The organism is Morganella sp. BCCO 40_0007 (assembly GCF_032989665.1).
Classification (GTDB): domain Bacteria; phylum Pseudomonadota; class Gammaproteobacteria; order Enterobacterales; family Enterobacteriaceae; genus Morganella; species Morganella sibonii.
Map to the genome: position 1 here is coordinate 161,864 of NZ_JAVBIN010000004.1, position 23,174 is coordinate 185,037.

The following is a 23,174-nucleotide window of genomic DNA, read 5'->3' on the forward strand; positions in this document are numbered from 1 at the left end:
CGCTGAAAACAGTGAGTGACGGCGATCACATTATGATTTGGTTAACCAGAGATTGGGGTTATTTTGTGATAGTGGTCAACCAATAGAGGTTTACCTTTTGACCACTTAGTGACTTGTGATTAAGGTGAGACAACATAATAAGAAGCTCATTTTCCTCCGGAGAACCCTAACGTGAAAAACAGCAAACGTATCCTCAGCACTGTTATCGGCGCGGTATTTGCTCTCAGCGCTACCCAGGCTTTTGCCGCCACCACGCTGAAACTCAGCCATAACCAGAACCGTGATCATGCTGTTCACAAAGCCATGACACAGTTCGCGGATGACGTAAAAACAAAAACAAACGGTGATGTCCGCATCCGTATCTACCCGGACGCGCAATTGGGCAACCAGCGTGAATCCATGGAATTGATGCAGAACGGTGCGCTGGATATCGTCAAATCCAATGCCGCTGAACTGGAAGCGTTCTCACCGGCCTACTCCGTCTTTAACCTGCCTTACCTGTTCCGTGACAAACCACACTACGAAAAAATTATTTACGGTGATATCGGACAGGAAATCCTCGACTCCAGCAAAGACAGCGGATTTGTCGGTCTGACTTACTATGATGCGGGCGCCCGCAGCTTCTATGCCAAGAAACCTATCCGTACCCCGGACGATCTGAAAGGTCTGAAAATCCGCGTACAGCCGAGCCCGACCGCTATCGCGATGGTAAAAGCACTCGGCGGTAACCCGACCCCGCTGGCTTACGGTGAACTCTATACCGCATTACAGCAGGGTGTGGTGGATGCGGCAGAGAACAATATCCCGTCCTATACACTTAGCCGTCACAGCGAAGTCACCAAATTCTTCTCTCTGGATGAGCACACAATGGTGCCGGACGTGCTGGTGATGTCGACCAAATCACTGGATAAGCTGACGCCGGAACAGCAGGCGATTGTGAAGCAGGCTGCCAAAGATTCCGCGCAGACAATGGCGAAACTCTGGGAAGCTTCAGAGAAAGAAGAACGTGCGAAAGTTGAGAAGCAGGGTGTTGAATTTATCACTGTCGATAAAGTGACATTCCAGGATGCGGTAAAACCGATGTATGACGATATTGCCAAGTCCAACCCTGAATTATCCAAAATGGCAGATCGCATCCGCGATGTGAAATAATCTTCGCTGCACCTCTCATATAAACCACCCTGTATTATCAATATCGGGTGGTTTATTTTATATTATAGTCATCAAAATCATTTTTGGTTGACCAATATCTGGTAAACTGACTCCGATTTCATTTTATTTATGGCACCGCAGATGACTCAATTTATCGAATCAAAACGTCCTTATCAGGAAGTCGGTCACGCATTGCGTCAGATGATCACCAACATGCACTATGCCGCGGGTGACAAGCTTCCTCCTGAGCGCGAAATTGCTGAGATGCTCAGTGTGTCCCGTACCGTGGTACGTGAGGCACTGATTATGCTGGAACTGGAAAACCTGATCGAGGTCCGTAAAGGGTCCGGTATCTACATTATTGACCTGCCGCACCAGAAAGACAGCGATACGGATAACGGCTCGCTCAATGCCGCCGGTCCGTTTGAACTGTTACAGGCCCGCCAGCTGCTGGAAAGCAATATTGCAGAATTTGCAGCCACTCAGGCCACGCCGGTGGATATTGCGAATATGCGCAGCGCTCTCCAGCGGGAACGCGACGAACTGAAAACCGGGGAAGATGAAACCGGTGACCGCGAATTTCACCTGGCCATCGCGCAGGCGACACATAACAGCATGCTGGTGGAATTGCTGAAGCAATCCTGGGCATGGCGGGAGAATAACCCGATGTGGCTGAAGCTGCACACGCGGATCACCAATAAAGATTACCGCAAAGAGTGGATAACCGATCACCAGGCGATCCTCGCGGCGATGATTAAAAAAGATCCGGCAGCGGCCAAAGAAGCCATGTGGCAGCACCTGGAAAATGTGAAACAGCGCCTGCTGGAGCTGTCCGATGTCGATGACCCGAATTTTGATGGTTATCTGTTCAATTCCTATCCTGTTGACCTGGTCCGGAACTGATCCCGCCACACACATTTTTTACTTTCAGACACCAGAAACCGGGCAAAATCAGCCCGGTTTTTTTGACTGTAAAATAAAAATAATACCCTTATTATTCATAGTGTGATTCACCTCTCATTCATAAAAATGATTCAATCCTCTGATATATAACAATTATTTTATAACAGAGAAATTTATTCTCTGCCGTCTGCGGCTGCGTAATTTTTTTAGAAAATTTTTTCTGACTACCTGTGCCACTATCCGGCCATTACAATAACCATTAAATATTCATCGCATATTTTACAGGACACCAACTATGAGTAAGAAAATTGCCACTGTGCTGATCCACGGCGGACAGCAGCAGGATAAAGTCAACCATGCTATTTTCCCGGCGATCACCACCGCCAGTACGTTTGTGCAGACCAGTCTGAGCGAACACGGTGAATACGCCTATTCCCGGGTCAGCAACCCGACCCGCCACGCCTATGAAACACTGCTTGCCGATGTTGAGGAAGGCACTTACGCCACCGCAACGGCTTCCGGTGTGGCCGCCGCGGCACTAGTGCTGAATATTTTCCCGCAGGGCTCTCATATTATTGCGATGAAAGGCGTGTACGGCGGCACTTTCCGTCTGTTTGAACGCGTGGCAAAAGAAAACTGCGGTCATGAATTTGATTATGTTGATCTCAATGATTTAGCGGCTGTACGCAGCAAAATCAAAGACAATACCCGCATGATCTGGATAGAAAGCCCGACCAACCCGTTACTTGAACTGGTTGATATTGAGGCCGTCTGCGGGCTGGCCAAAGAACACAACATCGTAACCTGCATTGATAACACCTTTGCGACACCGTGGAACCAGAAACCCCTGACGATGGGTGCGGATCTGATCATGGTCTCCTCCAGCAAATATATCGGCGGTCACTCTGATTTAATCGGCGGTGCGGTGATCACCAACCGTGACGACCTCGCGGAAAGACTGAATTTCCTGAAAACCACCACCGGCGCGATTGCCTCACCGTTTGATGCCTACCTCGCCCTGCGCGGCCTGAAAACCCTGGCACTACGGATGGCGGCACAGTGCAGCAACGCGCAGGCCGTGGCGGAATTCCTGTCCGGTCATGCAAAAATTGAAAAGGTGTTTTATCCCGGTCTGAAAGATCATCCGCACTATGAGTTATGCAAAAAACAGATGCGCACCGGCGGTGCTGTGGTCACTATTCAGCTGAAAGGCGGTCTGGCCGAAACCGAAGCCTTTGTGAAAAAACTGCGCTATTTTGTGCTCGCGGAATCGCTGGGCGGTGTGGAAAGCATGGTGAATCACTCAGCAACCATGTCCCACGGCTCCATGAGCCGCGAAGAGCGCGAATCCATCGGTGTTTTTGACAGCACGCTGCGTTTGTCTGTCGGCATCGAAGATATCGGTGATTTACTGGCTGATTTACAGCAGGCTCTGGCCTGACACAGCATCATTACCACAATAATAAAAGAGAAAGCGTATGCAGGACTATGGTATCTGGACGGTCATTACCCCGGTCGTCACAATTATTCTGGCCATCTGTACCCGTCAGGTGATTTTATCACTGCTGATCGGGATACTTGTCGGCTTTACTGTTATTAATGATCACAACCTCTTACTGGGTGTCCGCGCGACCCTGGAAGGGATTATTGATGTCTTCAAATCCTCAGGCAACGCCAAAACCATCATCTTTATGCTGATGATTGGCGGGATTATGCGGCTGGTCGTGGTGACCGGCGGTGTACGGGCACTGGTCCGCCTGCTGACCAACAAAACACAGATCATCAAAGGCCGCAAAGGTGTACAGCTGCTGGCGGTGATTATCACTTCCCTGATTTTTATCGAAAGCTCGATTAACCAGCTGGTTTCCGGTGCCTCCACCAAAGCGCTGGCGAAAAAATACGGCGTACCGCCGGAGAAAATGTCTTACATCATCCAGACCGCCTGTGTGTCTGTCTGTTCTTCCGCCATGATCAACGGCTGGGGTGCGGCAATGATGGGCGTTATCGGTGTGCAGATCTCTCAGGGACTGATTACCGGCGAACCGTTTGATATCCTGGCACATTCCATGGTTTACAACATCATGGCCTGGTTCTCTCTCGCCAGCATCCTGTTCTATATCTTCAGTAATGTCTCCTGGGGACCGATGCGCAAAGCAGAAATGCGTGCACAGGCACTTATCAGCTCTGCGGATGTTATCACCGGCACACCGGAAGAAACCCATGACGAACCGGAAGATGATAACGATATTATCAATCATCCGAACTGCCATACTTCACTGAACTTCTTTATCCCGATCCTCTCCACCATTCTGATGGTGCCGGTGGCGCTGTATATCACCGGGGACGGCGAATTCAGTAAAGGCAGCGGCTCCACGTCTGTTTACTGGGGTGTGATGTTCGGTACGATGGTATCATTTGTCTGGTTCCTGGTACGCCGGGTCATGAATGTCGATACCTTCTTTAAAGAGCTCTATATCGGCTACGCCAGTATGATCAAAATCAGCTCGGTGATGATCCTCGCTTTCCTGATGGGCTCAGTCTCTTCTGATCTCAACACCGGTGCTTATATTGCCCAGGTGACATCCGGAGTTATTGCGCCGGGATTCTCTGTCGGCTTTATCTTCCTGATCAGTGCCGTGATGTCGCTGGCGACAGGTACCTCGTGGGGAACATTCGCCATCATGATCCCGATTGGTGTACAGCTGGGTCTGTCCGTTGGTATGCCGCCGGAATATATGATTGGTGCGGCTATCGCCGGGTCTATCTTTGGTGATATGACATCCCCTATCTCCAGCGATGCGATTGTTGCATCGATGGCGACAGACTGCGACCATATTGAACATATCCGTACCCAGATGCCGTATGCGGTATTAACCGCGAGTTTTGCGCTGGCCGTCTACCTCTGGTTAGGATTCACCTACTGAGTATGACCGCGAATTCAATAAGGAAATGATATGTCTTCTTCTGTAAATACCGCCGGGGCAACCCGGCTGCAACAGACATTAGCGCAGTTCGGCAGGCTTAATCTGCTCAGCGGTGTAACACCGCTGAATAAACTGAACAATCTCTCCCGTCTTCTGGGACGGGAGATTTACATCAAACGCGATGATCTGACACCGCTGGCGGCGGGCGGCAACAAACTGAGAAAGCTGGAATTCCTGATGGCGGATGCCCTGGAAAAAGGCGCACAGTTTATTGTCACCGCCGGTGCTGTTCAGTCTAACCATGTCCGCCAGACAGCGGCTGTCGCAGCGATGTACGGTCTGAAATGTGTGGCACTGCTGGAAAATCCTATCGGCAGTCAGGACGCGGATTTCCTGAATAACGGCAACAAACTGCTGACCGATTTATTCGGTGCTCACTGCGTGATGTGTGATGCACTGACCGATCCTGATGCGCAGATGCAGGCGCTGATCAACCATATGCAGCTCAGCGATGCGTATATCGTGCCGGTCGGCGGCTCCAATATGCTCGGTTCACTCGGCTATGTGCAGTGCGCCCTGGAAATCGCAGAGCAGACACCGGAAGGTACGGAATTCGGTGCTGTGGTGGTGGCCTCCGGCAGTGCAGGAACACACGCCGGGCTTTCTGCCGGATTGCAGCTGGTTATGCCGCAGACGCCGGTTATTGGTGTCACAGTATCGCGGACTTATGCCGACCAGGCACCAAAAGTCGTGAAACTGCAAAATGAGCTGGCGCCGCTGTTTGGTATTGAAACCCCGGCACCGGTCGCCCTGTGGGACAGTTATTTTGCACCGGAATACGGTATGCCGAATGCCGGCGGGCTGGAAGCCATTGAGCTGCTGGCACGTCACGAAGGTATTTTGCTCGACCCGGTTTACACCGGTAAAGCGATGGCCGGACTGATTGACCAGGTTCGCCGGCATCCGCAGGATACCTCGCCGCTGCTGTTTGTACACACCGGCGGTGCCGCAGGATTGTTTGCCTATCCGGCAGTGAGCGCTGCAATATAAATTAATCCCCGCGTACAAAACAGATACCGGTAATAAATCGTATTACGGTATCTGTTATTTCCCGTCTGACTGATAATACTCCCCGCTTTCATAAAATATTATTTATCAATCATTGATGTAAATCATTATTTAAACCTGCAAAGAATCACCACACTATTTTAGTTTCAAAAAATACGCCTGTCAGATGTAAGTAAATACTGCATACCCTTCACGTTTTCCTTTCATTTATTATTCTTTAATATATTGATATTTAATCATTTATTCTGATTACTCTTTTGTGATGTATCAAAGAGTGCAAAACAGGAAAAACAAACACAACAAAAATACGTATAAAAATCAAAAAATTAGAACAAATAGCTCCGGGAAAATAATTTGAAACACAACATTACATAACGATACCCCGGTGGGTATTCTGAACAAATTATTCCGATATACTCAATCCATGAGTGGATGAGAAGAACTCATATATCCATAAACTAAACAAATAATAAACAGCAGAAAAATAAAACCAAACTCCGGAAAATGAGAAATACAGCAATCATTATCCGGATATGTTCTGCTTTTATTAATTATTGTTTCAGGTAAGACAATAAGATTTCACGTTATTCAGTTCATATTACGTAATAACAAACATTCATTTAAGTAAGGTTTAATATGAAAAAGTCTTTAATTGGTAAAACGTTAATTTCTGTATTATTTGCAGGTACAGTAATGAACGCTTCAGCCGCAGAGCAAACAGGTACAATTTCATTCAAAGGTTTTATTTATAACGCCACGTGTTCGATTGTCCTGAATGACACCAATTCCCCTAATGCCGATGTTTTAATGGGTCGTTATCCGACAAGTGCCTTTACTAAAGCCGGTGATGAAGTTGGCGGCGAAGACGGACATGGTTCTTTAAGTATTTCATTACTGGATTGTCCGGAAAAAGGCAAAGTGACATTACAGCTTCACGGAAAGCCAAAAGATGGCCTTAACGCTATTCTGGAACTGGATAACCCGGCATCACCAAATACCGCTAAAAATATCGGTATTGTTCTCTATGACCGCAATGATATGAATACGGATATTATCATTAATGGTTCTGTTACCAAAGAATATGAAGTTTCCTCCAGTGCCGAATGGCATGTTGATTACGTCGCAAAATATTACAGCACCGCTGATAACGTTGAAGCAGGCCAGGCTGATGCAACGCTGAATTACACGCTTTCATATAATTAATTATTTATGCGCAGATGAAATATTCTGCGCGCCCTCATATAAAAATAAATAAGGCTTAATTATGTTCACTAAAACAAATATTATCGCTGCCTGCACATTACTGCTTTTGGTATCAAAAAGCTATGCCGGCTTTGGTTTAGAAACAACCCGCGTTATTTATCATGAAAAAAATAACAATGAGGGAGTTGTTGCATTTAATACGGACAAAGGCAGAAACTATCTGCTGCAATCCTGGGTTGAAGATAAAGCCGGAAATGTAAGCTCTGACTTTGTTGCAACACCACCACTCGTCAAATTACGGGCTGAAAAAAAGAACACATTACAGGTCACAAAAGTGGCCTCATTACCCGCTGACAGAGAGTCACTTTACTGGCTGAATGTTAAGTTTGTGGCACCTGGTGAAGAAGGCAGGGAAAACGTCCTGCGCTATTCGATGACGAACAGAATAAAGATTATTTATCGTCCGTCTGTTCTGGATAACAACCGGGACACCGAAACCGGCACGGACAAGTTAGCGTGGTCTGTGTCCGGTAATCGCCTTACGGTTAATAATCCTGCACCCTATTATGTGAACATTTCAAAGATAACCGTAAATAATCAGGAAGTAAAATTACCTTCCGGATATCTGTTACCGAAATCGACAGAAACACTAACTGTTTCGCAGGCAATTAAATTACCTGCAAATATAAAAATGACATACATCAATGATTACGGCAAAGCCGTTGAATTAAATTACTCCGCTAAATAACACGTGATAATAATGATGAATAAATATCATAATAAAAATAAATTTATGTCATTATCTGTGATGTCTCTCCTTCTGGCAGGGACATCTCTCTCTGCTATGGCAGATGATTATTATCCGGCCAGTTTATTTAATATTCCCGGCACTGACTCACAACTGACCAATGAAGATATTGATGTTTTTAAAGACAATGATAACGCACCGGGAAAATACAAAGTTACCCTGATCATTAACAATAACAAGGTTGCTGTAAAAGAAATTGATTTTGTTCTGAAAAAAAATAAAGCCGGAGATGAAAAACTCATCCCCTGCTTATCACGGGAAGAATGGAAAAATGCAGGACTGGATTTCCCGTTATCAGATAATGATGATACCGATAGCTGCCTTAATATCAATGACATTGAATATACGCATGGCTATCTCGACCTTAATACAAAGGTCTATGCACTGACGACACCACAGTCATATATCAATAAAGATAAGCTGGAAGCATTAGCGCAGGAAACCTGGGATAACGGCATTCCTGCTCTGTTTGTTAACTATTTATTTTCAGCCGTGAATCGTCAGCACAATGGTGACTCAAAAGACAGCTATTACGGAAATATTCAGACCAGAATCAATTTAGGTGCCTGGCGTTATCAGAATTACTCCACCTGGATGAACGATGATAACAATAAAAACAAATGGAAAAACATCAGTAATACCTTATCAAGAAACATAAATTCCCTGAAAAGTGAGTTTACCGCCGGTAATTTATATTCATCATCACAGTTATTTGATTCTGTTAAATTTCGTGGTGTCCGTCTGACCACAGACAGATCAATGGACCCGGTCAGCAAAACAAACTATGTTCCGTCTATCTCCGGAATCGCCAATTCCGAAGCTGTCGTGACGGTTGTCCAGAATGGCGAAATTATCCTGAGACAAAGCGTCCCGGCCGGGCCGTTTAATCTGACTGAATATTACCCGATGAATAATGGCGGAAATCTTTATGTTAATGTGAAAGAAACTGACGGCAGCGAGAAAAATTTCATCGTCCCTTTCTCCTCGATTTCCACTCTGGAAAAGAAAGGAAATGTTCGATACAGCATTTCCGGCGGAACCTACGACAGCAACAACAAGGGTAACGGAAAAAAAATTAATCAGGCTGAAATATTTTATGGTCTGACTGACTTTGTCACGGTATTTGGCGGCGCATTTGTGGCCGGGGGTTATCAGTCCGGCGGTATCGGTGCTGCATTCAATTTTGGCGCCTTTGGTGCCATCACCGCGGATGTCCTGCATGCAAAAGCAACACTTAATAATGATAAAACCTCTGCCGGTAATGCATTCCGCGTTAACTACGCAAAAAGAATAGAAGCAACAAATACCAGCGTCTCTCTGGTCGGTTACCGTCACTTTGATACTAAGTTTTATCGTTTTGAAGATGCGATGTCATATGATGAAAACCGGAATGATCGCAGCAAACTTAAAAATGAGTATACCTTATCGCTGAATCAGCCTGTTTTTTCCGGTAACTCATCTCTCAATCTGTCTGCCGTTATTTATGAGTATACGTCCGGAAAGAAACAAAAATCCTATAATACCGGGTTTAACAGCTCATTTAATAAAATGAACTATGGTATTTATTACAACTATTATCAGGGTGCAAGAACGGAGAACGGCAAGAGCAATACGTATAATGTGAGTATGAATCTCAGCGTTCCGCTTAATATCAAAGATAACGCCATATGGGCAAATTATAATATTTCCTCCGATGGTGATCATCAGACATTACAGACGGCCGGACTCAGCGGAAATTACGGTAAAAACCAGCAGGGCAGCTGGGATATTTATCAGAGTCAGGGTAACAAAGGCACAGGTAATTCCGGCGGCCTGAGCAGCGCCTACCGCTCACAATATGCGACGGTTAATGCCGGTTACTCATACAGTAAAAATAATAAAAACCTCAGCTATGGTATGAATGGTTCGTTACTGGCAACGCAATATGGCGTACTCGCCGCCCCTGCGTTACAGAATACCAATGCACTGATTCTGACCAAAGATACTGCCGGTATCGGTATCATTAACGGCCAGTCTGCTCAGACCAATAATTCGGGCCTTGCGGTTGTTTCCGGTATGACGCCGTACCGTAAAAACAATATTGTGATTGATACACAGACAATCCCGGACGATACCGGGATAGAAAACAATATTATTAACGATATTGTTCCGACAAAAGGTGCGCTGATTCTGGCAGATTTCAATGTGAAAAAAGGCTATAAGCTGCTGATCACACTAAAAACCCCGGATAATAAAGAAATTCCGTTAGGTGCCAAAGCGACAATGCCCGGTGATGCTGAATATTTAGTGTCTAATTTTAATACGCTCTATTTTATTGCGGATAAAGAAAAAGGTGATATCCGCGTAACGTGGAAGCAGGACGGAAATATACAGCAATGTGTTGTCAGATATGACATTACCGGCACGTTACCCAAGAACGGAATATATATTACAGAACTGAACTGTCAGCGGGAGATTTGATGAAATACTGTCACCTGATAAAAAGAACCAAACATCTGATTTTATCTCTGTTAATTGCCGCGGGCGGATTAGGTACAGCGGGCCACGCTTATGCGTTACAGGACTGTCTCAGAGGCGGAAATCAGAACCATTCCACCATGACCTCAACCATTAATCTGCGTCTTACCGGCAATATAAAACAGAACCAGGAAGTCGGCCGCTTCACATTTGTCCGTGAAGGCGGTATCGGCGGCGTGGCGAACTGCGGGCCGGATGCCGGTATTCACGGCTATACCAGCTACAGTGAAGGCAGCGGTATTGTCGCCAAGTATTACGGCGATATTGACGGCTATCCTGCATATCATATTTATCCGGGCGGCGATCGGAACTTTGTTTATGTACTGGTCGATAACCGGACCGGTATGCATTTTCAGAATCAGCCGGGAAGTAATGTGCCGGTACCGGAAGGCCCGCTGCTGCCGCTTGATTTAACGGTCATTATTTATGCCGCAAAAGATAACCCTGATACGCTTTCTTTAACCGGCGGGGCATATATCGGTACTGTTTTAATTCAGGCCTACAACCCCGGCGGCGGCACAACCGCGGTAGGCTATAGCTACAGATTAAAAGGTAAAATTGAAAGTGCACCGGCATCATGTTCGCTGGACAACGCTAATCTGGAATTTAATTTACCCCGGGCGCCGCTGAACGCGTTTTCATCAAAAGGACTTCCGGACGGTAATTATAAAGCTGAAGATAATTTACTTATTTCATGTAATGGCGGGCTGTCTGCCCGGATGAAATTAATGGCGGCTAAAACCGAAAGTTATAACGGAAAAGAGTCTGTTATTGTTCCTGATAACGACGGCAATAATAATGCGTCCGGTGTTGGTTTTGTTGTCACATCACCGATGAATGATGATGCCGTACTGGTTAACCATGAATTTGTTAAAATTGCGGAATTACAGGATGGAAAAACACGTGTTCCGCTGGTTGCCGAATATTACCGCTATAGTGATTCGGTCAGCCCCGGCAAACTGGAAGCAAACACCCAGTTTATTTTACAGTTTGACTGATATCAGCGCCGTCCGGATTATCCGGGCGGCGGCCGGTATTCAGCTGATACCGGTGCAACCCCGCCATGCCATCGGCACGGCGGCAAGATTGTAGAGCGGTGTTCCCAGCAGGTAATGGTCATACACCGTCAGTCCCGGGGTTTTATCTTTTTCCATCGCGTAATATTCAACCGGAAGAATAAACGACAGTAATAACAGAGAGATACCGGCATTACGGATTGCACGGCGCGGCAATGCGCTGCTCAGCAGATGAACTACCGCGAAATAGGCCCCGGAAACCACAATAAAAAACAGCACAATACCACTGTTTTCAGTCAGGAATTCACCGGCGGACAGGGAGTATCCCTGATGAAGCAGATCAGGTAAGTTTGTCAGATATTCGGCCCCCGCCTCACGGCGGAAAAAAGCCGAGGCAGATAAATTCAGCCCCCACAAAATCGTCAGCAAACCAACCACGATTTTTCCTGCTGTATAACGACAGAGATACACATTCGCCAGCAGCAGTAATATGCCCATCACCGTAATTTTCACATTGTACTCCGCCCCCGGCCCGCCGGCTAAAACCGCCGGTGCCAGAGCAATCAGCACAATCAGTAAAACAGAAGAAAACAGACGCATAAATTAACTTTTAAGTAACATAAACAAGCGGGTTGCAGTAAACCATTAACAACCTGATAAAACAAGTGGCGGAGAAAAAGAAAAGCGCGGTCCCCGGGCCGGAAACCGCGCTGTCACCTCTGTCAGTGAGATTTGCCCTGCTCAACTCCCAGCCCGATCTGAGAGCGGATAAACTGCGCCTCAAAGCGGCTTCGTTCTTCCTGAGCCTGTGCGGAGTTATCCGTCACAGACACCAGCCAGGCTGCGATAAAGGCAGCAAACATTGAGAAAAGTGCCGGATATTCATACGGATAAATCGCTTTTTCATGTCCGAGAATACCCACCCAGATTGTCGGACCCAGGATCATCAGTACGACTGCGGTTACCAATCCCAGCCAGCCTCCTGCCAGTGCGCCGCGTGTGGTCAGCCGTTTCCAGTACATGGAAAGCAGGATGATCGGGAAGTTACAACTCGCCGCAATAGAGAAGGCCAGCCCCACCATAAAGGCAATATTTTGTTTTTCAAACAGAACACCCAGCCCGATGGCGACAATCCCGAGGATAATAACGGTGATTTTGGAGACTTTTAATTCATCCCGCTCATTGGCTTTGCCGTCTTTGATCACACAGGCATACAAATCATGGGAAACCGCGGATGCACCCGCCAGGGTCAGCCCGGCCACAACCGCCAGAATTGTCGCGAACGCCACCGCAGAGATAAAGCCGAGGAAGAGGTTACCGCCGACCGCATCCGCCAGGTGTACCGCCGCCATGTTAGTGCCGCCGATCAGAGCCCCCGCTGCATCCTTAAATACCGGATTCGGACTGACCAGCAAAATGGCACCGAAACCGATGATAAAGGTCAGAATATAGAAGTAACCAATAAATCCGGTGGCATAAAACACACTTTTACGGGCTTCTTTGGCATCACTGACCGTAAAGAAGCGCATAATAATATGCGGCAGCCCGGCAGTACCAAACATCAGCGCCAGTCCCAGGGATAATGCAGAAACCGGATCTGACACCAGGCCACCCGGGCTCATAATCGCCAACCCGTTTTTATGTACCGCAACCGCGTCTTTAAACAGGGTGTTAAAGTTAAAATCCACGGCTTTCATCACCATCAGCGCCATAAAACTGGCTCCGGCAAGTAACAGAACCGCTTTGATAATCTGCACCCAGGTCGTTGCCAGCATGCCGCCGAACAGGACATAAAACACCATCAGAATACCGACCAGCACAACCGCCACGATATAATTCAGCCCGAATAACAGCTCAATCAGTTTACCGGCACCCACCATCTGCGCGATCAGATATAACGCCACCACCACCAGCGAACCACTGGCGGAGAGCACACGAATCGGACGTGCTTTCAGGCGGTAAGAGACCACATCCGCAAAGGTATAACGGCCGAGATTACGCAGACGTTCCGCAATCAGAAACAGGATCACCGGCCAGCCGATCAGAAAACCGATGGAGTAAATCAGACCATCATACCCGGATGTGTAGACCAGTGCGGAGATCCCGAGGAATGATGCGGCGGACATAAAGTCACCGGCGATCGCCAGCCCGTTCTGAAACCCGGTAATTTTCCCCCCTGCGGTATAATATTCCGCCCGGGAACGTGTCCGTTTTGCCGCCCAATAGGTGATATACAGTGTCAGGCCGACAAAGATCAGGAACATAATAATGGCCTGATAGTTTACCGGCTGGCGCTCCACCGGCCCGCTGATGGCATCAGCGTGACTGAACAGCGGAAACAGCAGGGATAGCAGAAGAGCAGAAAGGCGCGTTTTCATTGTTTCACCCCGCGGATAATTTCGGCAGTCAGACGGTCAAATTCCCCGTTTGCCCGGATGGTATAAATACCGGTCAGGACAAAAGCACTGACAATCAGTCCGACCCCGACAGGTATCCCGCGGGTGATCGTCAGACCTTCACCGAGTGGTGTGCCCAGCCATTGCGGGTCAAAAGCAATCAGAATAATAAAGCTGACATACAGCACCAGCGTAATAGCGGACAGTGTCCATGAGAACCGACTGCGTTTTCTGACCAGTTCCTGAAAGCGAGGGTCATTCTCCACCTGTTGATAAATGGATGCGCTCATTGAGGATACTCCTCTGTTTTTGTTATCCGGAGTGTCAGTGCCGCATAACCCGGCACTGACTGAGGTTAGCGTGCTAGTTCATTTTGATGGCCTGCTTTTCTTCGAGCAGTTTTTCGACGACACCCGGGTCGGCCAGTGTTGATACATCACCCAGATTACCGGTATCACCGGTGGCGATTTTACGGAGGATACGGCGCATAATTTTACCGGATCGCGTTTTCGGCAGAGAGTCGGTCCAGTGCAGAATATCCGGGGTGGCAATCGGGCCGATTTCTTTACGGACCCAGTTCCTCACCTCCGCATACAGCTCCGGTGTCGGCTCTTCGCCGTGATTGAGTGTGACATAGGCATAAATAGCCTGCCCTTTGATGCTGTGCGGGATACCGACCACCGCCGCTTCGGCAATTTTCGGGTGTGAAACCAGCGCGGATTCCACTTCGGCAGTACCGAGACGGTGTCCGGAGATATTCAGCACATCATCCACCCGGCCGGTGATCCAGTAATAGCCGTCTTCATCACGGCGGGTACCATCCCCGGCAAAGTACATGCCTTTAAAGGCGGAAAAATAGGTCTGTTCAAAGCGTTCATGATCACCGAACAGGGTACGTGCCTGGCCCGGCCAGGAATCCAGGATCACCAGATTCCCTTCTGTTTCACCGTCCAGAATGTCGCCCTGGTTATCCACCAGCGCAGGCTGAACCCCAAAGAACGGCACGGTCGCGGAGCCCGGTTTCAGCTCAATTGCTCCCGGCATTGCACCGATCATGCAGGCACCGGTTTCAGTCTGCCACCAGGTGTCGACAATCGGACAGCGGCTGTCGCCGATGGTTTTGTAATACCACTCCCAGGCTTCCGGGTTAATCGGTTCGCCGACCGATCCCATAATGCGCAGGGATTTGCGGGACGTGCCTTCAATCGCATTCAGCCCTTCCGCCATCAGGGCGCGGATAGCCGTCGGTGCGGTATAGAGGATATTGACCTGATGCTTATCGACAATCTGACACATCCGGTTGACCTTCGGATGGTTAGGCACACCTTCAAACATCAGTGTGACAGCGCCATTGGACAGCGGGCCGTAAACCAGGTAGGTGTGTCCGGTCACCCAGCCGACATCCGCGGTACACCAGAACACTTCATCGCCATAATAATCAAAGATATATTTGAATGTCAGCGTGGCGTAGACCAGATAACCGCCGGTGGTATGAAGCACCCCTTTCGGTTTACCGGTCGAGCCGGAGGTATAGAGGATAAACAGCGGATCTTCCGCATTCATTTCTTCCGGCGGACAGTCAGCACTGACACCGCTGACAGCATCGTGCCACCAGATATCACGCCCCTCCTGCCACTCCACCGGATTGCCGGTACGGCGGAAGACGATCACACTGCTGACGGTGGTCACGCCCGGATTTTTCAGGCCGTCATCCACATTTTTCTTCAGCGGGATAGTGCGTCCGGCGCGCAGACCTTCATCTGCGGTGATCACCATTTTTGCGCCGGAATCAATCACACGGCCGGACACCGCCTCCGGTGAGAACCCGGCAAAAATCACCGAATGCACCGCACCGATACGGGCGCAGGCCAGCATGGCAACCATCGCCTCGGGGATCATCGGCATATAAATGGCGACCACATCACCTTTGCGTATCCCCTGCTGTTTCAGGACATTGGCAAACTGACAGACATCATGATGCAGTTCACGATAGGTGAGAGTACGGGACTCATCCGGGCTGTCGCCCTCCCAGATCACCGCCGGTTTGTCACCACGCTCTGCCAGATGCCGGTCGAGACAGTTGGCACTGAGATTCAGTGTGCCGTCCTCAAACCATTTTATGCTGACATGGCCGGGGTCGAAGGAGGTGTTTTTCACCCGCGTATAGGGCTTTATCCAGTCTACAATCTGGCCTTTCTCACGCCAGTAGCCGTCAGGATCCTGAACAGACCGCTGATACTCGTCCAGATACTGCTGATGATTGATTAGCGCATTTTTTGCAATTGCTTCGGGTACAGGATATTTCGTTATTTTTGTCATGATGCATCTCCTTTCAATTGTTAATGCTATGTCAAAATCACGTTAAATAAAGTTGCCGTTTCGCCTTTGTTTCTTTTTTGCGCTAAAGATCACGGATTGAAAAAGGGGAGATTCACAGCGTTATCATTTGATGCGAAAAGCACCAACGACATAAAACATCACCATTGAGATAAAAATCAGTGTATGACATCATGCGGGGAGTGTTAGCTAAAATATTTAACTAAAATAAGACGGTAAAATAACAAATAAAAAGAATCCGCACAGATCGCACAGATCTGATAATCATTTTCATTATCATCTGTTTCATTATAATGTTTAGCCTGTTCACACATGGTGTGAGCGGTTCGGTCAATTACTGGAGTTATAATTATGAGCTATGTATTACCTGCATTACCGTACGCTTATGATGCGTTAGAACCGCATTTCGATAAAATGACAATGGAAATTCACCATACCAAACATCATCAGACGTATGTGAATAACACCAACACCGCGCTGGAAGCCTTCCCTGAGATGGCAAACCTTGATATCGACGATCTGATCGCACAGCTCGATAAATTCCCGGCGGACAAACGCACCTTTATCCGTAACAACGCGGGTGGTCATTCCAACCACAGCATGTTCTGGAAAGGCCTGAAAACCGGCACCACATTACAGGGTGACCTGAAAGCCGCTATCGAACGCGATTTCGGCAGTGTTGATGCATTTCAGGCAGAGTTTGAAAAAGCGGCGGCAACCCGTTTCGGTTCCGGATGGGCATGGCTGGTGCTGAAAGACGGCAAACTGGCTGTCGTTTCCACCGCTAACCAGGACAGCCCGCTGATGGGTGAAGCGATTTCCGGTACTTCCGGTTATCCGATCATCGGTCTGGATGTGTGGGAGCACGCCTACTACCTGAAATTCCAGAACCGCCGTCCGGATTACATCAAAGCATTCTGGTCTGTGGTCAACTGGGATGAAGCAGCAGCACGTTTCGCTTCTGCCAAATAAGTTCTGAAATATGTGCGGACATCGTCCGCACATATTCTTCTTCCCCGCTTTCGATTATGATGTCTGTCTCACTCAATACGGAGGCGGCATGGCATACACACCTTTAGTTTTCACCGGTCCCGTCAGGGATACAGCCCGCTGCGGACGCAGCGCAATTGAGAAGCGTCAGACTGAAGGTGTCCTTCAGCTGGGTGCCACCGGACTCGCCGGTGATGAGCAGGCGGAAAAAGCCTTTCACGGCGGCCCTGACCGCGCGTTATGTCACTATCCCCGCGAACACTACGATTACTGGAAAATAATGTATCCGGAGATTGAGGATCGCTTTGTCGCGCCGTTTTTCGGGGAAAATATTTCCACTCTCGGTATGACGGAAGACACCGTTTTTATCGGCGATATTTATCAGTGGGGCGGGGCGGTTATCCAGATCACCCAGCCGCGCTCACCCTGTTATAAGCTCAATCCGCTGACTGATGTGTCCGATTTTGCGCAGGTGATGCAGGACAGCGGGCGTACCGGCTGGCTGTACCGCGTGATCGGCAAAGGCGAAGTCAGCGGACTGCATCCCCTGAAACTGCTGACGCGAACCAGCGCGGTATCTGTCAGAGAAGCCGTGGCAATTGCGTTTCATCTGCCGTTCGATGAGACGGAATACCGCCGTCTGCTGCATGCTCCCGGCTTATCCGCCAGCTGGACGCTGACTATGCAGCGCCGCCTGACCAGCGGAAAGGTTGAAGATTTCAACCGCCGGTTATTCGGTTTCGCCGGACCGTTCGGCTGACAACTGAACCCGCCGCTGATAACGGACATTGGCGACAGTGAACAGCAGAGCCGCCAGCGCAATCACTGCCGCCAGTACGAATCCGCCGGTATAGCCAATCGCCGCCGTCAGGCTGACCAGCATCATTGCGCAGGCCATTTCACCGATATCCCGCATGCTTTGCACCGCTGTCATATCTGTTCCGGCCTGCTTCGCCTGTGAGGCGAAACGCATCCCCGCCGTCATAATTGCCACCGATGTTATCCCGGAAGAGAGCGAGCCGAACAGAATACACACGGCCACCATGATGACACTGACACTGCCCTGAGACTGTGCAAACCACAGCAGTGATGAAACCAGCGCACACAGAAGACCCGCCGAAAATGCCCGCCATACCCCTATTTTTCCGATAAGCCAGGCACCACCGCCGCAACCGAGCACCAGCGTGACCATTCCGCCCGCCATGCCCGCTTTACCGACATCTTCCAGCGCCCAGCCCGCATCGGTGAGAAATAATTTTGCCAGCCCGAAACCGGAAACCGCCGTCACCGCCGATAACAGCGTCAGCGTCAGCAGACGGACAGCTCCGGAACGGCGGACAGTTTTCAGCAGACTGGCCTGAGCCTCATCAGGCCGGACGTCCGCGTGATAACGCGGCGGCTGCCGGAAACGGCTGATCAGGATCAGGCTGAATGCCGGTACTGCCGTAAAAATCAGTAATGCGCCCTGCTGACCCAGCACACCGCTGAGCATCATCATACCGGCGCCGCCGAGAAAAAACCCGCCCATCACACCGGCTATCTGAACTGCGTTGATATTTGCCAGCAGGCTGCCTCCCGCATGTTCCGCCGCCATACCGTCAGTGGCGATATCCTGGGTGGCACTGGCCAGAGAAGCCACCGCGAGCAGGGCAACACACAGACCGGCATTGTCAGCTGTAATACCGGTCAGGCTGAGTGCCAGCAGACAAAGTGTGACGATCACCTGCATCGGAATGATCCAGCTGCGCCGCCGGCCCAAAGAGACAGACCAGTGATTATCCACAAACGGCGCCCATAAAAATTTGACCACCCACGGCAGCCCGACCAGCGGAATAAACGCCAGAGCCGCAAGGTCAGTTCCGGCACGGCGTAATATCGCGGGCAGCGCATCCATAGCGATACCCATCGGAATACCCTGTGCCAGATACAGAAAGCCCAGGGTTATCACCAGGCGGCGATGTTTAATCAGTTCATGCATAATTCACTCCGGCAGCGGTTTTTCCGCCATAACACAACAGCACATAACAGACACCCCGCCGCAGCCAGCAGCAGCGCGGCATCGGTATACCACTGCGCACCGGCGCAGGAAAACAGATGAGCCAGCGCCGCAAACACGAATCCGGCGGCACAGAACAGACAAATCAGCAGCAGTGCGCGGCTGAGCGACGGGTACAAAAGGGTGAAAAAAACCGTTATCAGCCATACCGCAGGAAATACCGCAGGGGCTGATAACGGGGAGAACCACGCACTGAGCAGCAGTACGGTACAGGCAAGTACCGGGCCACCGCACAGGCCGATGGTTAAACGGGATGAGAGACTGTCAGGAGCATTCAGTGCCCGCAGCGACAGACCGCTCAGTGTCAGAAGACAGGCAGCGAATCCGGCCAGAAAATGCAGCGCGCTGAGCCACGGCGCAGCACCGGCAAGCCAGGTATATTGTCCGTAATGCAGCGGCTGGACTGCAATAAAAGCACGGGTCCAGATTCCCTGTTCCGCTGAATCACGGATGCCGGTCAGTCGCAGCGGTGTTCCCTGCCAGCGCAGCTGTTCAAAATACGCAGATCCCGGCTGCCCTTCACGGACGCCGCTGATAGTCACCACCCGGTCATCACGTCCGGGGTTTTGCAGAGACACCATCTGCGGAATAAAGCCGGGATAGCGGGCCGGTAACTGCGCAAGCAGTTCAGTAACCGATGAGAACACGGGTTCTCCTGCTGCGTCCGGCTCACGGAATGATCCCATCAGCTGCTGCATAATCTGCTGCGGTGCCTGCGGACTGACGCGATCGGCCAGCATCATTGTCCCGAATGCCCCGAGTCCGGACAGTGCACCGGTCAGCGCGAACAGCACCAGCCACGGATAACACCACAGGCCGGTCAGGTTATGCAGATCAAAGGCAAAGCGCCGTATTCCCTGCCGCCATCTGAGACGCAGCAACAGCCGGATTTTACGGTGATGAATAACCAGCCCTGTGATCAGTAAAACCGTCAGCACAACGCCGGTCAGGCTGACCAGCATCCGGCCGGGGAAACCGAGAAACAGATTTTTGTGGAGTGTCACCGGAATATCTGTCGGTGCGGCAGTACTTACCGGCTGACCGGTGACGGCACTGAGCAGCACCGGGCAATCCCCCGGATGACGGCAGACGCTGATCACCGGATAACGGTCTGAAGGCAGTACGATGTGAACCCCGTTCTCCCCGCGCAGCTGCGCCATCCCCTGCTCTGTCAGAACAGACAGCGGCAGCGGTTCACCGGCAGGCAGATGCTGCCACCACAAACGCAGGCTGTCACCGCCGAGGCTCCAGGTGCCGCTGAATAAGATGATAAACAGCACCACACCAAATACAGACCCCGCACTCCTGTGTAGTTGTGCGAACGATGCCTTCAGTCCCGGACGCATCAGCAGACTCCCGGCAGCAGCAAAAGCGGCGGCCACCAGCTCCATGCCCGCAGAAATACCGCCCCCGGTCCGGGGGATGTCAGGGCATAACACAGAATGGCGCACAGGATAAAGAACGGGATAAAAACCCCGGCATAGAGACGGTTAAGTGCATCACTGCCGGGATAAAAAACGGTGATCACCGCAGACAGTGTTACCGCACCGGCAACACAGCCGGTGACCGCCATCAGCATCATCCACCGCCGTAACCCGGCTGACTTCATCAGAAATCCGCCTTCAGTGTCAGCATAATATTACGCGGCTCGCCATAGCGGTTATTCCACTGCGGGGTGAATAATCCGGCGTAATAACGGCGGTCAAACAGGTTATTAATATTGACCGCAGCGGACCAGTTATCATCTATCTGATAGCCCAGCCGGGTATTAACCACCGCATATCCGCCCTGGCGCAGAGTGACCCGGCCGTTGGAATTACTGAACTCACTTTGTGCCTGAACACCACCGCCGACACTCCATTTCCGTTCGTTCCACGGTAACTGATACTGCGTCCAGACCCGGACCATATTCCGTGGTGTCAGGCTGTTAAAGGTTTCGCCCTGATTCTGTGTGTCTTCTTTATAACGGGTGTCGGTATAGGTATACCCGGCCGTGATATCCCAGAACGGCGTGATATAGCCGGTTCCTTCCAGTTCAAAGCCCTGACTGACCACTTTTCCGCCGCTGATATAGTTGGTATCAAAGGCGCCGCCCGGGTGCTCAGGGTCAGCCTGCGGGTTATTTTTCATATCAATCCGGTAAACCGCAGCAGAGACATTCAGTCCGCCGTTGAGCAACGAGCCTTTCACGCCGCTTTCCAGTGTCTGTCCCTCAACCGGTTTCAGCATGTTACCGTTGTAGGTTTTGCCGGTCTGCGGCTGATACACCGTGGAAAAACTGCCGTACCATGACCATTCCGGCGCAAAGTCCCAGATCAGACCGCCGTAAGGTGTGATTTTCCCGTCTTCGGTAAATTTTGCATCCGGCTTGCGTACCTGCCACCAGTCCGCTCTGGCTCCGGCCACCACTGTCAGCGGCTCCGCAACCTTGATCCGTCCCATGGTATACAGGCCTTTGCGGATCGTTTTTGTGGTTCCCGGCGATGAATACGCGCCTATGCCCGGCACCGGTACACTGTGCGGATCCCAGCGGTAGACATTGACCGGCACATTGAACGGTGTATCAAAAGCAGCAGTGAGCTGCTCTTCCTGCGCACCGGCATAGCTGATTCCGGCTATCAGATCATGCTGTAAGCCGCCGGCGGTCAGTTTGCCGGTCACATTACTGTCCAGGCTCAGCTGGTGGTTACGGAATTTATACGCGCCGCCTGTCAGCATCGCGCCATCCCCGGTCAGAGGGTCAATATTTCCCCATGCCCCGGCATACAGCAGGCGGGCTTTTACATGCTGATAATCAAGATGGGTATTAAACTGCCAGTCATCATTAATCTGATGTTCCAGTTGCGCAAAGGCACGGGTGGTATCCCATTTGAATTTATCCCAGCTGACATCCAGATACGTATCACGCGGCAGATGCAGATCACTGCCGTCGGCCGCCATCGGGACACCGGCCATGTTAGTGACAGAATCAATGGTCTGATATTGCAGGCCGGTACGTAACAGCGTATCCGGTGTGAGATCCGCATCCACGGTGGCATAGATCAGCCGTGTCTGCTGGTCAGACACATCGTAGAAGAAATCACGATCTTCCCACGCCACCACAACCCGGCCACGCACGCTGCCCGATTCATTGAGCAGTCCCCCGGCATCCGCCTCTGCACGGTAGCGGTTCCAGCTGCCGGCCGTCAGCGTGATATTCGCCTGATCCCGGTGCGGAGCATGTTTACGTACCATATTCACAGTCGCAGCCGGATTACCCATACCATGCAGCAGGCCATTAGAGCCGCGCAGAATTTCCACCCTTTCATACACTGCCATATCCTGCGGCGACGAGGCCATATTACCGAGCAGAGCGGGCACGCCATCAAGCTCAAAAGAATCGACTTTAAAACCCCGGGTATAATACGCCGTGGTCAGCAGAACAAACGGCGCACTGGTGACGCCGGTCGCCCGGCTCATCACATCATCAAGTGTATTCAGGTTCTGCTGTTCAATCTGCGTCCGGTCAATAACACTGACCGACTGTGCGATTTCACGCGGCTTCAGTGCCATTTTCCCCAGCGTGGTGACACCGGGCGCGATATAGTCATCCCCGGCGGCAGCCGGGCGATCAGTGACCACAATGACATCACCGGTGTCCGGCGCGGTTGTCTCTGCCGCTGACGGCAGCGCTGAGAGCAGCAGTGCGCACATCAGTGTGTGTTTGCTGAGTGTGAAACGGGCCGGTAAACCGGGTGTTTGCTGTGTATGTGTTATTGTCAGGCGCGTCATGTCTGTTCCGGCTTATGAAATGATAATCGTTAT

General features: G+C 50.3%; 19 protein-coding genes. 11 read left to right on the forward strand and 8 right to left on the reverse strand.

Annotated features, from left to right (window positions below):
• The first annotated feature begins 171 nt into the window (after positions 1-171).
• From R5268_RS06495 to R5268_RS06535, 9 genes are all read left to right on the forward strand, one after another.
• Positions 172-1,152, forward strand: a complete 981-nt coding sequence (locus R5268_RS06495; protein WP_046895055.1) for a TRAP transporter substrate-binding protein — start codon at positions 172-174, stop codon at positions 1,150-1,152.
• Between the two features lie 141 nt (positions 1,153-1,293).
• Positions 1,294-2,055 (forward strand): FCD domain-containing protein, encoded by a 762-nt coding sequence (locus tag R5268_RS06500; protein WP_317418987.1) that lies wholly within the window; start codon positions 1,294-1,296, stop codon positions 2,053-2,055.
• Between the two features lie 295 nt (positions 2,056-2,350).
• Positions 2,351-3,496, forward strand: a complete 1,146-nt coding sequence (locus R5268_RS06505; protein ID WP_046895057.1) for a trans-sulfuration enzyme family protein — start codon at positions 2,351-2,353, stop codon at positions 3,494-3,496.
• A gap of 37 nt (positions 3,497-3,533) precedes the next feature.
• Positions 3,534-4,979 (forward strand): Na+/H+ antiporter NhaC family protein, encoded by a 1,446-nt coding sequence (locus tag R5268_RS06510; RefSeq protein WP_107680145.1) that lies wholly within the window; start codon positions 3,534-3,536, stop codon positions 4,977-4,979.
• A 30-nt stretch (positions 4,980-5,009) separates the two neighbouring features.
• Positions 5,010-6,029 carry a D-cysteine desulfhydrase gene (locus tag R5268_RS06515; RefSeq protein ID WP_218454873.1) on the forward strand — a complete coding sequence of 340 codons (1,020 nt, stop codon included), beginning with the start codon at positions 5,010-5,012 and terminating at the stop codon, positions 6,027-6,029.
• Between the two features lie 654 nt (positions 6,030-6,683).
• A complete protein-coding gene (locus tag R5268_RS06520; RefSeq protein ID WP_317418986.1) occupies positions 6,684-7,250 on the forward strand; it encodes a fimbrial protein in 567 nt (188 codons plus the stop codon).
• 61 nt (positions 7,251-7,311) lie between these two features.
• Positions 7,312-7,998, forward strand: a complete 687-nt coding sequence (locus tag R5268_RS06525; protein ID WP_317418985.1) for a molecular chaperone — start codon at positions 7,312-7,314, stop codon at positions 7,996-7,998.
• Between the two features lie 12 nt (positions 7,999-8,010).
• Positions 8,011-10,518 (forward strand): fimbria/pilus outer membrane usher protein, encoded by a 2,508-nt coding sequence (locus R5268_RS06530; RefSeq protein ID WP_317418984.1) that lies wholly within the window; start codon positions 8,011-8,013, stop codon positions 10,516-10,518.
• Entirely contained in the window at positions 10,518-11,573 is a 1,056-nt protein-coding gene (locus R5268_RS06535) for a fimbrial protein (RefSeq protein WP_218454869.1), read from the forward strand. The genes R5268_RS06530 and R5268_RS06535 overlap by 1 nt, the downstream gene beginning before the upstream one ends.
• Before the next feature lie 39 nt (positions 11,574-11,612).
• Here the strand turns inward: R5268_RS06535 and R5268_RS06540 are convergent, their stop codons facing one another.
• The 4 genes from R5268_RS06540 to acs form a co-directional block, all read right to left on the reverse strand.
• On the reverse strand, positions 11,613-12,191 hold the full coding sequence (locus tag R5268_RS06540; protein WP_046895064.1) for a hypothetical protein: 579 nt from the start codon (positions 12,189-12,191) through the stop codon (positions 11,613-11,615).
• 122 nt (positions 12,192-12,313) lie between these two features.
• On the reverse strand, positions 12,314-13,969 hold the full coding sequence (locus R5268_RS06545) for a cation acetate symporter (RefSeq protein WP_182105740.1): 1,656 nt from the start codon (positions 13,967-13,969) through the stop codon (positions 12,314-12,316).
• A complete protein-coding gene (locus R5268_RS06550; protein ID WP_107680139.1) occupies positions 13,966-14,277 on the reverse strand; it encodes a DUF485 domain-containing protein in 312 nt (103 codons plus the stop codon). Before R5268_RS06550 ends, R5268_RS06545 begins: the two co-directional genes overlap by 4 nt.
• A 73-nt stretch (positions 14,278-14,350) precedes the next feature.
• A complete protein-coding gene (gene acs / locus R5268_RS06555; RefSeq protein WP_317418983.1) occupies positions 14,351-16,306 on the reverse strand; it encodes an acetate--CoA ligase in 1,956 nt (651 codons plus the stop codon).
• 369 nt (positions 16,307-16,675) lie between these two features.
• On the opposite strand from acs, the gene sodA reads away from it, so the two are divergent.
• Both sodA and yiiM read left to right on the forward strand, forming a co-directional pair.
• Positions 16,676-17,296, forward strand: a complete 621-nt coding sequence (gene sodA / locus R5268_RS06560; protein ID WP_052927161.1) for a superoxide dismutase [Mn] — start codon at positions 16,676-16,678, stop codon at positions 17,294-17,296.
• Between the two features lie 88 nt (positions 17,297-17,384).
• Complete coding sequence (gene yiiM / locus R5268_RS06565; RefSeq protein WP_317418982.1) at positions 17,385-18,074, forward strand: 6-hydroxyaminopurine reductase; 690 nt, start codon at positions 17,385-17,387, stop codon at positions 18,072-18,074.
• On the opposite strand, the gene R5268_RS06570 is transcribed toward yiiM, so the two are convergent.
• Genes R5268_RS06570 through R5268_RS06585 form a run of 4 tightly spaced genes read right to left on the reverse strand, consistent with a single transcriptional unit; the run spans position 18,045 to position 23,141 of the window.
• On the reverse strand, positions 18,045-19,292 hold the full coding sequence (locus R5268_RS06570; RefSeq protein WP_046895070.1) for a RhtX/FptX family siderophore transporter: 1,248 nt from the start codon (positions 19,290-19,292) through the stop codon (positions 18,045-18,047). The genes yiiM and R5268_RS06570 overlap by 30 nt on opposite strands.
• Positions 19,280-20,761, reverse strand: a complete 1,482-nt coding sequence (locus tag R5268_RS06575) for a PepSY-associated TM helix domain-containing protein (protein WP_317418981.1) — start codon at positions 20,759-20,761, stop codon at positions 19,280-19,282. Before R5268_RS06575 ends, R5268_RS06570 begins: the two co-directional genes overlap by 13 nt.
• Positions 20,716-20,979 (reverse strand): hypothetical protein, encoded by a 264-nt coding sequence (locus R5268_RS06580; RefSeq protein WP_107680135.1) that lies wholly within the window; start codon positions 20,977-20,979, stop codon positions 20,716-20,718. The genes R5268_RS06575 and R5268_RS06580 overlap by 46 nt, the downstream gene beginning before the upstream one ends.
• Positions 20,979-23,141: a TonB-dependent siderophore receptor gene (locus tag R5268_RS06585; protein ID WP_317418980.1), complete on the reverse strand. Its 2,163-nt coding sequence runs from the start codon at positions 23,139-23,141 to the stop codon at positions 20,979-20,981. Before R5268_RS06585 ends, R5268_RS06580 begins: the two co-directional genes overlap by 1 nt.
• Positions 23,142-23,174: the final 33 nt, after the last annotated feature.